General features: G+C 61.1%; 13 protein-coding genes. 9 read left to right on the forward strand and 4 right to left on the reverse strand.

Annotation, left to right across the window (positions count from 1 at the left end; translation table 11 throughout):
* Positions 1-115 precede the first annotated feature (115 nt).
* Entirely contained in the window at positions 116-1414 is a 1299-nt protein-coding gene (locus FEV16_RS05610) for a PLP-dependent transferase (protein ID WP_138166658.1), read from the forward strand.
* 172 nt (positions 1415-1586) lie between these two features.
* Here FEV16_RS05610 and FEV16_RS05615 read toward each other — a convergent pair whose 3' ends face one another.
* The 3 genes from FEV16_RS05615 to FEV16_RS05630 all read right to left on the reverse strand — a co-directional run bounded on the left by FEV16_RS05615 (position 1587) and on the right by FEV16_RS05630 (position 4451).
* Positions 1587-2642: a polyhydroxybutyrate depolymerase gene (locus FEV16_RS05615; RefSeq protein WP_138166659.1), complete on the reverse strand. Its 1056-nt coding sequence runs from the start codon at positions 2640-2642 to the stop codon at positions 1587-1589.
* A 53-nt stretch (positions 2643-2695) separates the two neighbouring features.
* Positions 2696-3226 carry a bifunctional adenosylcobinamide kinase/adenosylcobinamide-phosphate guanylyltransferase gene (gene cobU / locus FEV16_RS05620; RefSeq protein ID WP_138166660.1) on the reverse strand — a complete coding sequence of 177 codons (531 nt, stop codon included), beginning with the start codon at positions 3224-3226 and terminating at the stop codon, positions 2696-2698.
* A gap of 115 nt (positions 3227-3341) precedes the next feature.
* A complete protein-coding gene (locus FEV16_RS05630; RefSeq protein WP_138166661.1) occupies positions 3342-4451 on the reverse strand; it encodes a cobalt-precorrin-5B (C(1))-methyltransferase in 1110 nt (369 codons plus the stop codon).
* A gap of 92 nt (positions 4452-4543) precedes the next feature.
* Here FEV16_RS05630 and FEV16_RS05635 point away from each other — a divergent pair, with 92 nt between their 5' ends.
* From FEV16_RS05635 to FEV16_RS05650, 4 genes are all read left to right on the forward strand, one after another.
* Positions 4544-5101, forward strand: a complete 558-nt coding sequence (locus FEV16_RS05635; protein ID WP_281404841.1) for a YbhB/YbcL family Raf kinase inhibitor-like protein — start codon at positions 4544-4546, stop codon at positions 5099-5101.
* Positions 5098-6057, forward strand: coding sequence for an adenosylcobinamide-phosphate synthase CbiB (gene cbiB, locus FEV16_RS05640; RefSeq protein WP_138166662.1), 960 nt, complete (start codon positions 5098-5100; stop codon positions 6055-6057). Before FEV16_RS05635 ends, cbiB begins: the two co-directional genes overlap by 4 nt.
* 150 nt (positions 6058-6207) lie before the next feature.
* The gene (phaZ, locus tag FEV16_RS05645) at positions 6208-7500 is read left to right on the forward strand and encodes a polyhydroxyalkanoate depolymerase (RefSeq protein ID WP_171015148.1); all 1293 of its coding nucleotides are present in this window, start codon (positions 6208-6210) and stop codon (positions 7498-7500) included.
* Positions 7501-7575: 75 nt separating this feature from the next.
* On the forward strand, positions 7576-8415 hold the full coding sequence (locus FEV16_RS05650; protein ID WP_138166664.1) for a class I SAM-dependent methyltransferase: 840 nt from the start codon (positions 7576-7578) through the stop codon (positions 8413-8415).
* Between the two features lie 6 nt (positions 8416-8421).
* Here FEV16_RS05650 and FEV16_RS05655 read toward each other — a convergent pair whose 3' ends face one another.
* Positions 8422-9471 carry a WcbI family polysaccharide biosynthesis putative acetyltransferase gene (locus tag FEV16_RS05655; RefSeq protein ID WP_138166665.1) on the reverse strand — a complete coding sequence of 350 codons (1050 nt, stop codon included), beginning with the start codon at positions 9469-9471 and terminating at the stop codon, positions 8422-8424.
* 167 nt (positions 9472-9638) lie between these two features.
* Between FEV16_RS05655 and FEV16_RS05660 the strand changes: the two genes are divergently transcribed.
* The 4 genes from FEV16_RS05660 to FEV16_RS05675 all read left to right on the forward strand — a co-directional run bounded on the left by FEV16_RS05660 (position 9639) and on the right by FEV16_RS05675 (position 13332).
* On the forward strand, positions 9639-10703 hold the full coding sequence (locus tag FEV16_RS05660; protein ID WP_138166666.1) for a GSCFA domain-containing protein: 1065 nt from the start codon (positions 9639-9641) through the stop codon (positions 10701-10703).
* A 78-nt stretch (positions 10704-10781) separates the two neighbouring features.
* On the forward strand, positions 10782-11210 hold the full coding sequence (locus FEV16_RS05665) for a DUF1772 domain-containing protein (protein WP_138166667.1): 429 nt from the start codon (positions 10782-10784) through the stop codon (positions 11208-11210).
* A 74-nt stretch (positions 11211-11284) separates the two neighbouring features.
* Entirely contained in the window at positions 11285-12709 is a 1425-nt protein-coding gene (gene lpdA / locus FEV16_RS05670) for a dihydrolipoyl dehydrogenase (RefSeq protein WP_138166668.1), read from the forward strand.
* A 56-nt stretch (positions 12710-12765) separates the two neighbouring features.
* Positions 12766-13332, forward strand: a complete 567-nt coding sequence (locus FEV16_RS05675) for a hypothetical protein (protein WP_138166669.1) — start codon at positions 12766-12768, stop codon at positions 13330-13332.
* The last annotated feature ends 177 nt before the right edge of the window (positions 13333-13509 follow it).

Here is a 13509-nt window from a genome sequence, read left to right on the forward strand (position 1 = left end):
AAAGCCCCTGCGTGTAAATGGCGGAGACGGTAAGGCAAGCAATGGGAAGACGGCCCGTATAGCGCGCGCGTTCGCTTTGCTCTATTCAGCTTACGCTCACGCCCGGAGGAAGATAATGGCCGTCGACAGCAAGCACGCCGAAACGATTGCGCTTCATGCCGGATGGCGCGCGGACGAAACCAATGGCGCTGTCGCTGCGCCGATCTATCAGACGACTTCCTATCAGTTTCGCGACACCGAGCACGCCGCCAATCTTTTCGCGCTGAAGGAGCTCGGCCACATCTACACGCGCATTGGCAATCCGACGACGGGCATATTGGAGGCGCGACTGGCGGCGCTTGAAGGCGGCGTCGCCGCTCTGGCGCTTGCTTCGGGACAGGCGGCCTCTGCGCTCTCAATCCAAAATCTCGCGCGCGTCGGCGACAACATCGTCTCATCGACCGACCTTTACGGCGGCACCTGGAACCTCTTCGCCAATACGCTGAAGGATCAGGGTCTCGAAGTGCGCTTCGTCGATCCGGCGGATCCAGAAAATTTCCGCCGCGCCACCGACGAACGCACACGCGCTTACTACGCGGAGACTTTGCCCAATCCCAAACTGACTGTGTTTCCGATCGCTGAAGTCGCGGCGATCGGTCGCGAATTCGGCGTTCCGCTGATCATGGACAATACCGCGGCGCCAATTCTCTGCCGGCCGATCGATCACGGCGCCGCGATCGTCGTCTATTCGACGACGAAATATCTCGGCGGCCACGGCACGTCGATCGGCGGCGCGATTGTCGACGCCGGCAATTTCGATTGGGAGAAATTTCCACAGCGCCAGCCGGCGCTCAATACGCCCGATCCGAGCTATCACGGCGCCCTTTGGGTGGAGGCGGTCAAGCCCATCGGACCCGTCGCCTATATCATCAAGGCGCGCGCGACTCTGTTGCGCGATCTTGGACCGGCGCCTTCCCCTTTCAACGCCTTCCTGACGCTGCAGGGCGTCGAGACGGTGACGCTGCGCATGGAGCGCCATGTGCAGAACACGCGGAAGGTTGTCGACTTCTTAAGTAAGCGCAGCGAAGTGACGCGGGTCATCCATCCGTCGCAGCAGTCAGGCGAGATGCGGCGGCGCGCCGATACATATTTGAAGGGCGGCTATGGCGCGCTGCTCGGCTTCGAACTGAAAGGCGGCTTGGAAGCCGGCCGCCGTTTCATCGACGCGCTGGAGATGTTCTACCACGTCGCCAATATCGGCGATGCGCGCAGTCTGGCCATCCATCCGGCGACGACGACGCATTCGCAGTTGGCCGAAGAAGCGCAGTTCGCTTCAGGCGTCACGCCCGGCTATGTGCGCCTCTCGATCGGCCTCGAACATATCGACGACATCATCGCCGATCTGGAAAAGGGGCTGAAAGCGGCTGGGGCATAGCGAGAAAGATGGCGCAACGAGACGCTATCGCTCACACGAGAATCGCCGCCGTCCTCGTGCTTCGAGACGCCGCTTTCAGCGGCTCCTCAGCATGAGGACTGCGTGAGGGCCCCTCATCCTGAGGAGCGGCCGAAGGCCGCGTCTCGAAGGATGAAGGTTGACAAGCCGCCGCTCAAGGCTTCGTCGCAAGCCTGTCCACCATTGCGCGAATGGCGCTGATCTGCGGTCCCTTCTTCGTGTGGTGCACGGCGCTGTCATAGCCCCACCAGTCCCAACAGGCGTTGGGGTTCAACACGAAATTCAAAGTGTAGAACGGCCAACCCCATCCCCAGCGGCTGATCGTTTGCGGATAGACCACGATGATGTGGTTCGTATCCGCCCAACGATTGTAGCCGGCGTGCTTATAGAAGGCGTCGCCGATCTCGGCGGCCTGCTGTTTGCAGCCATGCAGCGCGACATGCACGCGGCATGTCTCCAAGGCGCAGACATGCGGAATATAGGCGTAGCCGACATCGCTGAGGCTGTGATTATAAGGATTGCCGTCGGGCAGAAATTCCTTCTGGTCGAACTCGACATATTTTCCAGTTGGCTGCGCGCTCGGCGGATTGAGGGGGCCGTAAATCTGTTCGAGCAGCGCTTCGGCGGCGTCGAAGTGGCAGTTCACGATGAAGGGAGCTTTGTTCGCGGGGCATTTCTCGCCATAGTCCTCGGTGACCATTGCGTGGCCGGCGTCAATGTCGTTTCGATAGACCAGGCGGTCCGGCGGCACATAGTTCGCGTAATAGTCGCGCGTCGCGTCCATGACGACTGGCAGCACCACCTCGTCCTTGCGGCCGGAAAACAGCCACACGGTCGCATCGTTTAAATTGGCGACGTCGTCTATGGCGCCCGAGCGCGCAAGCGAATCGGTGATGTCTTTCAGATGCGCCGGATCTGGGACCGGATGCCCCGCGTCCGGCTTCATGCAATTGTTGGTCGCCTGGTTCGTACTCTGCTCCGCACAGTCATAAGGAACGCCGGCAATGATTCCTGCGCCTTTCACAATGCCGGAATGCGCCACGTGGAATTGCAAAGCCATGGCGGCGCCGGACGAAATCCCCGACGCCGAGGTCTCGGACAGATTTGCGCCATATGCCGGCAGGCGCTCGGCGCCCGACGCAGCGTCGATTGCAAATAGCGCCGACACAGCGGCGGCGGCGAAGATGATTGCGCGTAAACAAACGTGCATAAATTTTCTCCTTCAAAATCGCATTGCGAACTTATCTGCGGAAACGCTGCAATTTAGATGACAGGCGGACCTTTCACCGTCAGCGGATTGCCCGCGACGACGAGCGCCACTCTTCCAGCAATTTTCGAAATAGCCTGATGCAATTCGCCTGCCGCGTCCCGAAAAGAACGCGCCAGCGCGTTGTCGGGCACGATCGACAGTCCAACCTCGGACGAGACGGCGACGGTCGGCGCCGAGCGGCACGCTAACGCATGAACGAGTTCGGCGCGATCACGTGAGAGGTCGGCGTCCGCGAGCAGCCGATTGCTTAGCCATAGCGTGAGGCAATCGATGAGCAGAGGACGATCGGCTGGCGCTCCGGCGATCGCTTCGACGAGCGCCTGCGCCGCCTCAACCGTGCGCCAGTTTTCGCCGCGCCTCAAGCGATGCGCGTCGACGCGCGCGCGCATTTCATCGTCGAGAATCTGGGCCGTCGCAATATAGGTCCATGGCGCCGGACGCGGGACGATAATGCTTTCTGCATAAGCGCTTTTGCCTGAACGCGCGCCGCCGAGCACGAGAGTGAGATGGGGGTTTTCGGTCATGCCAACCATTCATCCGTCATTGCGAGGAGCGCCAGCGACGAAGCAATCCAGACATCGCCCCATAACCCTGGATTGCTTCGCTTCGCTCGCAATGACGCTGTTCCACTTACCATCATCATTGAATAGCCTTCCGAAACGGCGTGCGGGCAAGCAGAACGCCCTCGCGATCAAATATGATGACGTCCAATTCGCTCTCTCCCGTCTCCAGCGCCCGGGCGGCGGTTCTCCACGCGGCGCGCGCGATCGGCGCCGCCAAATCGACGCCGGCGCCCTGCGCGATCTCCAAAGCTTCGAGCGCGCTATTGGCGTTTGCGATCAGCGCCGCAATCTCTTCGCCCGCGCCGACTTCGCGCGCGGTTTGCGCCAATTGCGCAAAATCGACGCTCGAGCGGCCCGAATGAAGATCGAGCCGTCCTTGTGCGAGCTTCGTCATCTTGGCGAACCCGCCGCCGATCGTCACGCGCGCGACTGGATGCGTGCGAAGATATTTCAAAAGCCCGCCGACGAAATCGCCCATTTCGATGAGCGCCGTCTCCGGCAGATCATAGAGCCGCTTCACGGCCGCTTCCGAGGTTGAGCCCGTCGTGCCGGCGACATGCGTCAGGCCGCTTGCTCGCGCCACATCGACGCCGCGATGGATGCTGTCGATCCAAGCGGCGCAGGAAAATGGCGTGACGATTCCGGTTGTGCCGAGAATGGAAAGTCCGCCGATGATCCCCAGGCGTCCGTTCAGCGTATGTTTGGCGAGCTCCTCGCCGCCTGGGATCGAAATTTCGATGTCGACGTCTGCGCCGACGCCAATCTTTGCGCTCGCGTCCTCGATTGTCTCGATCATCATCTTACGCGGCGTGGGATTGATCGCCGGCGCGCCGGGCGGCAGAGGGAGGCCTGGCCGAGTGACCACGCCGACGCCTTCGCCCGAGAAAAAACGCACGCCGGCGCCCGGCGCGCCGCGTCGCACGCGCGCGCATATAAGGGCGCCGTGCGTGACGTCCGGGTCGTCGCCTGCGTCCTTCACCACCCCGGCGCGGGCGAAATCCTCGCCGCGTTCAAAGGTTGCCAGCGCAAAGGCGACGCGTTTTCCCGACGGCAGCGCGATTTCGACCGGGTCTGGGGGCGGCGCGCCTGTCATCAGCGCCTCAAAGGCGGCGCGTGCAGCCGCGGTCGCGCAAGCGCCTGTTGTCCAGCCGCGGCGCAAAGGACGCCCACTTCCCGCATCGCTCATGCGCCCTCTTTACCGCGAAGCAAGGACGCGCGACACCGGCGCGCCAATCCGCTAAAAGATGCAGCGAATTTCAGATCAAGGAGCACGCTTACATGTTGCGCAGCGTTTCATCCTTTCTCGGCCTTATCGCGCTGGCCGCCGCCGATTCAAGCGGCGCCCACGCATTTGAGCTCACAAGCCCCGACATCGCCGAAGGCCAGAAGATCGACATGAGGCATGTCTATGATTCTTTCGGCTGCACCGGCGAGAACGTCTCGCCCGAACTTCACTGGAGCGACCCACCCGCCGGCACGAAGAGCTTCGCCGTCGCCGTGCATGATCCTGATGCGCCGACCGGGGGCGCCGGTTTTTGGCATTGGCTCGCGGTCGATATTCCCGCCGACGTTCGCGGTTTGAAGCGGGGCGCCGGCGATGCGTCGGGCAAAAATCTACCCGCCGGCGCGCATCAGTTGGAGACAGACTTCGGCGATAAAGCCTACGGAGGCCCCTGCCCGCCGCCGGGCAAGCCGCACCGCTATATTTTCACCGTTTACGCGTTGAAGACCGACAAGCTCGGCGACGCCGCCCATGGCCGCACCGCCATCGCCGGCTTCACCATCAACCAGAATGCGCTCGCCAAGGCGTCGATCACCGCGCTCTTCGGAAGGTGAACTGCGAACTTGCGCTCCTGGCGCTCGTCATCGAGGCGGGCGCCGGCTATCCAAACGCGCTTTTCCGCAAGATCGGCCATCCGGTGACATGGCTGGGCGCGCTGATCGCCAGGCTTGATCACGCGCTGAATTGTGAAGACGACTCCTTCGCTCTGCGGCGGTTGAAAGGCGCCGGCGCTCTCGCGATTCTTCTTTTCGTTGCTGTCGGGATCGGCGCGGTGGCCGAGCGCATCGCGGTCGTGATTCCCTTCGGATGGATCGCTCTCGCCATCGTCGCGTCCAGCCTTCTGGCCCAACGCAGCCTGCACGCCCATGTCGCCGAGGTCGCCGAGCGGCTGGCGACCTCCGTCGAGGATGGTCGCATAGCGGTGGCGAAGATCGTCGGCCGCGATGTATCGGCGCTCGACGAGTCAGGCGTCGCGCGCGCCGCCATCGAGAGCCTTGCCGAAAATTTCTCGGATGGCGTGGTGGCTCCGGCGCTTTGGCTCGCCGTCTTCGGCTTGCCGGGCGCGCTCGCCTACAAGGCTGTGAACACCGCGGACAGCATGATCGGCCACAAGTCGCCCCGCTACCTGGCCTTCGGCTGGGCCGCGGCGCGCTGCGACGATCTGATGAACTTCCTCCCCGCGCGCGCAACGGCGGGCCTGCTGGCGATCGGCGCCTTGGGGCTCGGCAGAACCTCTCCCTCCAAGGCGTTCGCCGTCGCGCGTCGAGACGCGCCGGGTCACGCCTCGCCCAACGCCGGCTGGCCTGAAGCGGCCATGGCAGGCGCCCTTGGCCTTAAGCTGGGCGGCTTGCGCTCTTACGCGGGCGTTAATGTGCACGCTGTAAGTCTCGGCGAGGGGAACCCCCAGGCGAATGCGGCGGATATCCACCGCGCCCTCGCCCTCTATCGGCGAGCTGCGGCCATGCTCTGGTTTGCGCTTGCAATCGCGGCCTTGGCTGCGCGAATATGACTGGATTGCGAATTTTCGGGCGAGCTCTGCTCGCAGACTTTTGATTTCGCCCAATCTGAATATGTTATAGGCTGATTGTGCAGTGCAACATGGAAAGCGCGGCGCGGCGGCTGCGATGGGGGTGGCGGGAGAAGCGTGCAGATGGACCGGATGTCGTACCAGCTATACGAGATGATGCACTTGGCTTTTGCGCCAGCGCGGGCGGCGACTGACGCCATGTTGCACGCCATGAAGAACCCGCTCAATCCGATGCATCATACCTCGTTCGGCCGCAGCATCGCCGCATCCGCGGAGCTGTTCGAGCGCATGACGCGCCGTTACGGAAAGCCGCTGTTCGGCTTGGATACGACGGTCGTCGACGGAACCGAGGTCGAGATCGTCGAAGAGGTCGTCTGGAGCAAGCCCTTTTGCGGCCTGCTGCATTTCGATCGCCAATTCCCTGGTCCGGCGCCAAAGCAGTCAAAGCTGCTGATCGTCGCGCCGATGTCCGGCCATTACGCAACGCTGTTGCGCGGCACGGTCGAAGCATTCCTGCCAACCCATGACGTCTACATCACCGACTGGAGCGACGCGCGCACGGTGCCGCTCGCCGACGGCGCTTTCGATCTCGACGATTACGTCGACTATCTTCGAGAAATGATGCGCTTCCTCGCGCCAAGCGTGACCGAAACGCCCCTGCATACGTTAGGCGTCTGCCAGGCCTCGGTGCCGTTGATCTGCGCCATCGCCGCGATGGAAGCGGAAGATGATCCCGACGTCCCGCAGTCAATGGTGCTGATCGGCGGACCTATCGATACGCGCGTCAATCCAACTGCGGTCAACAAGCTCGCGCAGCAACGCGGCATCGATTGGTTTCACAGCCACTGCATTCATACGGTGCCTTTTCCGCATGCCGGCATGGGACGCAAGGTCTATCCGGGATTCCTACAGCTCTCCGGCTTTATGTCGATGAACTTCGAGCGGCATATCTCGGCCCATTTCGAAATGTTCAATCATCTCGTCGAGGGCGACGGCGATTCCGCCGAGAAGCACCGCGACTTTTATGACGAGTATCTCGCGGTGATGGATTTGACCGCTGAGTTCTATTTACAGACCGTGGACCGCGTGTTCGTTCGTCACCAGGTCCCGCTGGGTCTGTTCCGTCACCGAGGCAATCTCATCGACCTCAAAGCGATCCGGCGTACGGCGCTCTTCGCCGTCGAAGGCGAAAAGGACGACATTTCCGGCGTCGGTCAGACCGAGGCTGCGCTGGAGCTTTGCGTCAACATTCCCGCCGCCCGCAAAAGCCATCATGTGCAGAAGGGCGTTGGCCATTACGGCGTCTTCAACGGCTCGCGATTCCGCGAGGAGATCGCGCCGCGCATTCGCGAATTCGCAGCGGAGATGGAGCGCCTCGACGGAATAGCCGCGTCAGGCCCTCGCCTTGCATGGAGCGCGGAATAAAGGCAAACTCCGCGCCGTCGCCGCGACTAGAGCGGGCGCCTTCGCGCGCCTGACGCAATCTCCAGGGAACATTCGATGGACGTGCAGGACGCAGCTTCGCGCGAAGCGCTGCAAAAGGAAATTGACGCCATCCATTGGTATCATGAATTTGATTTCGGCGACGGGCTGCGCGCCGTCAGCGTCTCGCAAGCCGAGGATCACCGCCGCATCTGGCGCTTTATCGAGGGCGAGCTCGACAAGATCGATTTTGCCGGAAAGAGCGTGCTCGAAATAGGCTGCTGGGACGGTTTCTGGAGCTTTTACGCCGAGCGGCGCGGCGCCAAGCATGTTCTCGCCACTGACGATGTGAGCCAGAACTGGGCGAGCGGCGCCGGTCTACGTCTCGCCAAGAAGCTTCTAAAATCGAACGTCGAGATCAATCAGAGCGTTTCGATCTACGAAGCCTCGAAGCTCAATCAAACCTTCGACATCATCATTTGTCTCGGCGTCTACTACCATCTCGTCGACCCACTCGCGGGCTTCGCCGAGGTGCGGCATCTGATGCACGATAATTCCATCGCCATTTTCGAAGGCGACGGCACGCTCGAATTGCGGCCCGATACTTATTATTGGGACATGTCGGATTCCTCGAAGTCCTGCTTCGTGCCGACGCAATGGGGCCTCAACCACATGCTGAAGACAGCCTATATGGATGTCGTCACGCAGAGCTGGATGCGTCCGCCGCCGGCCTTCAAGGTGAATGTCGATCCGGCGCATCTTTTCGGCTTCACCGGCGCGCTGGACCCTGCCGGATTTGCGCCGCTGAAACATCGCGAGCGCATCCTTACCGTGGTGAAGCCCTCAAGCGGCGAGAATCCGCTGCACACCTATAAGCCGCCGTTCAACCTCGCAAAATTCGACACGCGCTGGAAATAGATCGGCTTAGAGCGTCGGCGTCAGCCCTGCGGCGAAATTCTCGCGCGCGAGTCTCATCAGCAGTCCGACCGTCGTCTCATCGGCGAGCCAGGCGTCGACGCGCGGATTGCTGATCTTCGATGCCTCATGACGGCTGTAGATATTGTAGCAAGATGCAAGAAACTGCGGCAGCGTCAGAAAGTCGCCAACCGCCGTCGAAATATGGTGGTTCTGCAGCTTGAACATATAGCCGCCCTGCGCGCCGTACCGTTTCGCAATCGGCGGATAGATCGGAAAGATCTCGCTGCGGGAGAGATCGTGAATGTCGTAGTAATTGAAATTCACCTGACGCGGCTTGAGACCGACCTTCTCGAAAAGCTTCTTTGAGAGATCGAACAGCACGAAGCTCATCGGATGCACGGTGCTGTACATAAAGACGCCCCGGCGCGACCAGTTCATCAGCTCGGTCGAAAGGTCGATGCCATAGAGCCCAAGCGTATTGTCGAGCAGCTCGCGCGACGCTTCGTTCCAAATATCGAAATAGCCAAGCGCGTCGAAAACATTTTCATTGAACAGCGCATTGGCCATCTCCAGGGATAGGCCCTTGCGGTAAGCGAATAGGCCGATCGCAGAATGATAGGGACCAATCGGGCCGCAAACGAAACCATGCGGGCGCGTAAGGTCGTGGAGATAGACGAGGTCGGGATGAAAGGCCGCGAATGTGATCGCGGGGAAGATCATCGTCTTCGGCAAAAGCTGTCGCAATTCGTCGGAGCCGCCCCCGCGCACATGGCCGGGAAGAAAATCATGCGAGAAGACGTAATCATAAGTTTCGAGCGTCTTGGCGAAGATGCCCATCGTCGAACGGGCGCGCGCGATCATCGAGAAATGATCCACTGTCGCGCTCGGATCGAGAATTTTCATCGCATAGGCGACGCCGAAACTTTGGCAATTGCCGACGATGGCGATGCGGGGCCCGGTATTGCGCATGACGCGGCCGGTGAATTTCGCGATGCGCGGCTCGATGGCGTATTCCCGCCAGGATTTGAGAATTTGTCTATCAACCTGCGATAGCATGCGTCTTTCACCGGATGGGCGATGGCGTCGGCGCTGTATGGCGCGCACGGCCGGGTGACAAGCGGGCGGGCGCCGTCTATGTTGCGCCGCCAGAAGGCGGCTCGCGAACGGCGCGGGCGAAAGCTCGATCCGCGAGACAATCGGCCGGATCAGAAAGGAGTGCGACCATGGCGGAGAACCCCTATAGCTCCCTACCCGACCATCGCTTTTGGCGCAAGGCGGTGACGTCTCTGCCGCCTTTCGCGCTTGATCCGATCATTCACACGCCTTTCACAATCTCGCCGGAGGACAAGGTCGCGACCGGCGGCAGCTGCTTCGCGCAGGAAATCGCCATACGCCTGCAAGCGAGCGGATTCCATTATTATCTCGCCGAGCAGCCGCCGGCCGGCATGTCGGCGAATGAAGCGCTCCGCCGCAATTATTCGATGTATTCCTGCCGCTACGGCAATCTCTACACAACCGCGCAATTTTTGCAGTTGATCGAGCGCGTCTATGGGCGTTTCAAGCCGCAACTCGACTATTGGAATCGCCCCGAGGACGGCCGCTTCGTCGATCCGTTCCGGCCGCGCATCGAACCCGATGGATACGCCACCCTGGAGGAGATGCGCGCCGATCGCGAGCGGCATTTCGCCGCCGTTCGGCACATGCTGGAAACGATGGACGTTTTCGTCTTCACTTTCGGACACACGGAAACGTGGCGTCATAAGCCAGATGGCGCGATCCTGCAGCTTGCGCCGGGCGTCGCCGGCGGCGAATGGGATCCGAACGTCTTCGAATTTTACAATATGACGGTCAGCGAAGTGGTCCGCGACTTCTTGGCGGCTATTGACCGCATTCGAGAAGTCAATCCTAATGTTCGCATCGTGCTGAGCGTATCGCCCGTGGGAATCATCGCGACCTATGAGGACCGGCACGTTATCGAATCGAACAGCGCCGTAAAGGCCATTCTTCGCGCGGCCGCGGACGAAGTGGTGCGCGCACGGCCGAACATCGCCTATTTCCCGTCCTACGATCTCGCGACTGTCTCGCCCAACGTGTCGATGTTCTATCGCGAGGACACGCGCCGCATTAATCCTTACGGCGTAGATCGCGCGATGCAGATCTTCTTCGATCACTTCACGGATCGCCAAAAAGAGAAAGAAGCGGTCAAGGCGGTGAAGATCGACATCGCCGCGGAAGCCGAAGACAACGCGCGCGTCGTCTGCGACGAAGAAGCGATCGAATCAGCTTAAAGAAGCTTGGCGCGTCGGCGGCGGCGATGATTCGCCGCAAACGTCGATGCGCCTGCCGACCGTCAAAGGACAGTTCGAATGATCATTGGTTCGCTCGCGCTCGCGGCGGCAGGCGCCTTCACCGGCGCGTCGCTTTATGTCAATTACGTTGAACAGCCCGCGCGGCTGGCGCTCGGCGATGACGCGCTCATCAAGGAATGGGAGCCATCCGACCACCGCGGCTTCATCGTGCTCGCAAGTCTTGCGTTTCTCGCCGCCCTTTTTGGCTTCATCGCTTTTCGTGAGCTCAATGACGTCAGATGGCTTTTCGGCGCGCTCGTCGCCATTGCAAGTTGGCCCTACACCTATCTCGCCATCGTGCCGCTCAACAATCGCATCCTGGCGCTCATCGAGGCCGATGCGGCGCATGAGGCGCGCAAAGTCATCGACCTCTGGGGCCGTCTGGAACTCGGTCAAACTGCGCTCGGCGTCGTGGCGACGTTCATTTACGTCTGGGCCGCCGGCTAAGCGCCGTTTATCCAGAGTTCATCTCGAGAGATCTTATCTGAGAGAACCGGCGCCATTTTTGAATTGCGGATGACATGACCTACGATCTTATCGTGATCGGATCCGGTCCGGGGGGATACGTTTGCGCGATCCGCGCGGCGCAACTCGGATTGAAGACAGCCGTCGTCGAGAAGGATCCGACGTTCGGCGGCACCTGCCTCAACGTCGGCTGTATCCCGTCGAAGGCGCTGCTTCACGCTTCGCATATGTTCGAGGAGGCGGCGCACGGATTAGCGCCGCTTGGCGTCATCGTCGATCCGCCGCGGCTCGATCTTTCGGCGATGATGAAACATAAGAACGACACCGTCGGCGCGAACGTCAACGGCGTCGCTTTTCTCTTCAGGAAGCACAAGATCGACTCGTTCCGCGGCGTCGGACGGCTGAAGGGCGCCGGGCGAGTCGAAGTTCGCGGCGCCGACGGCGGCGTCCAGACGGTTGAAACGAAAAACATCGTCATCGCCACCGGCTCGACCGTCGCGCCGTTGGGTGGCGCTTCCGGCGAAGAGATCGCGATCGATGAAAAGCTCATTCTTTCTTCGACCGGCGCCTTGGTTCTCGCGAAACCGCCGAAACGGCTCGTCGTGGTGGGCGCGGGCGTCATTGGACTCGAGCTTGGGTCGGTTTGGCGTCGGCTGGGCGCCGAAGTGATCGCGATCGAATTTCTCGACCGCATTCTGCCCGGTTTCGATCTCGAAATCGCGACGCGTTTCCAGAAGATCCTCGAAAAGCAGGGCTTCGACTTCCGTCTCGCCTCCAAGGTCACAGGCGTCGAGCGCGCGGGGACGAGCAAGGACGAGCGCGCCATCGTCTCCTTTTCGTCGATCGACGGCGCAACGTCAGACAAGATCGAGGCCGACGCCGTGCTCATCGCGACAGGACGCATTCCCTTCACGCAAGGTCTTGGGCTGGAAGACGCCGGGGTCGCCTTAGAGCGCGGACGCATCGTCATCGACGAAGGTTTCGCGACGAATGTTCCGGGCGTCTACGCCATCGGCGACGTCGTGCGCGGACCGATGCTCGCGCATAAGGCTGAGGACGAAGGAATCGCCATCGCCGAAATCCTCGCCGGAGAGGCTGGTCACGTGAATTACGACGTCATTCCGAGCGTCGTCTACACGATGCCGGAAGTCGCGGCGGTGGGCATCACCGAGGAAGAGGCGAAATCCAAGGGGATCGAAGTCGCGATCGGCAATTTTCCCTTCACCGCTAATGGCCGCGCGCGCGCAATGCGCGCGACCGACGGTTTCGTGAAGATCATCGCCGACGCCGCGACCGACCGGGTGCTCGGCGTTCATATTCTCGGCGCAGGGGCTGGAGAAATGATCGCCGAAGCCGCCGTGCTGATGGAATTTTCCGGCTCGTCGGAAGATCTCGCGCGCACGTGCCACGCTCATCCAACCCTCTCCGAGGCGATGCGCGAAGCGGCTTTCGCCGTCGCCAAACGCGCTATTCACATCTGACCTGGTTTATGATCGCGCATGCCGGCGCGGCGCGGCGCATGTGAGAGGAGGAAGCCATGGAAGATTGGAAGCGCCGTCTAAAGGACGCTTTCTGGTTCACGCTTGCCGTCCTCTTCTTGATTGAAACCTGGCTGTGGGACCATTTCAGCGAATGGCTCCACGCGCTCGGACGCGCGCTCAAGCTCGAACATTATGTTCAACAGCTGAAGGACTTCGTTGCGACTCTGACGCCGATGAAGACGCTCGGCGTGTTTATCGCTCCGCTCTTCGTCATTCTGCCGGCCAAACTGGTGGGCTTCGAACTCATCGCGCACGGACGTTTCCTGAGCGGGCTTCTCACGATCCTACTCGCCAAGACCGTGGCGCTCGGCTTCATGTCGTTTCTCTTCGATATCTGTCGCGACAAGCTGATGCAGATGGAGCGCTTTCGCCAACTCTATACCGTCATCCTCGCCATGCGCGCATGGGCGAGCAAACTCGTCGCGCCCTACAAGCAACGCGTTTATGCGATGGCGGACGCCCTGTGCCGGCGAATCGAAGGATTCATCGGCATCGAGGCCGGCGCGCTTATGCGAAGCGTCGAACGCTTACGCGAACTCGCACGCCAAAAACGTTCGGCATGAAGCCAACGCGTTTATTGGTCCAGCGTCATTATTCGCAGATTGCGTAGCCGAAGCAAAAATCGTCGCCGTTTGGCGACGAGCGCGTAAGAAAGGTCGCAGCGCTCGCAACGCTCGCCGCGAACATAAATAGAAGCATCACATACACAGCCAAATTGCGCATGACGGGCCCCGCCTCCG

It is taken from the genome of Methylocystis sp. B8, assembly GCF_005771425.1.
Classification (GTDB): domain Bacteria; phylum Pseudomonadota; class Alphaproteobacteria; order Rhizobiales; family Beijerinckiaceae; genus Methylocystis.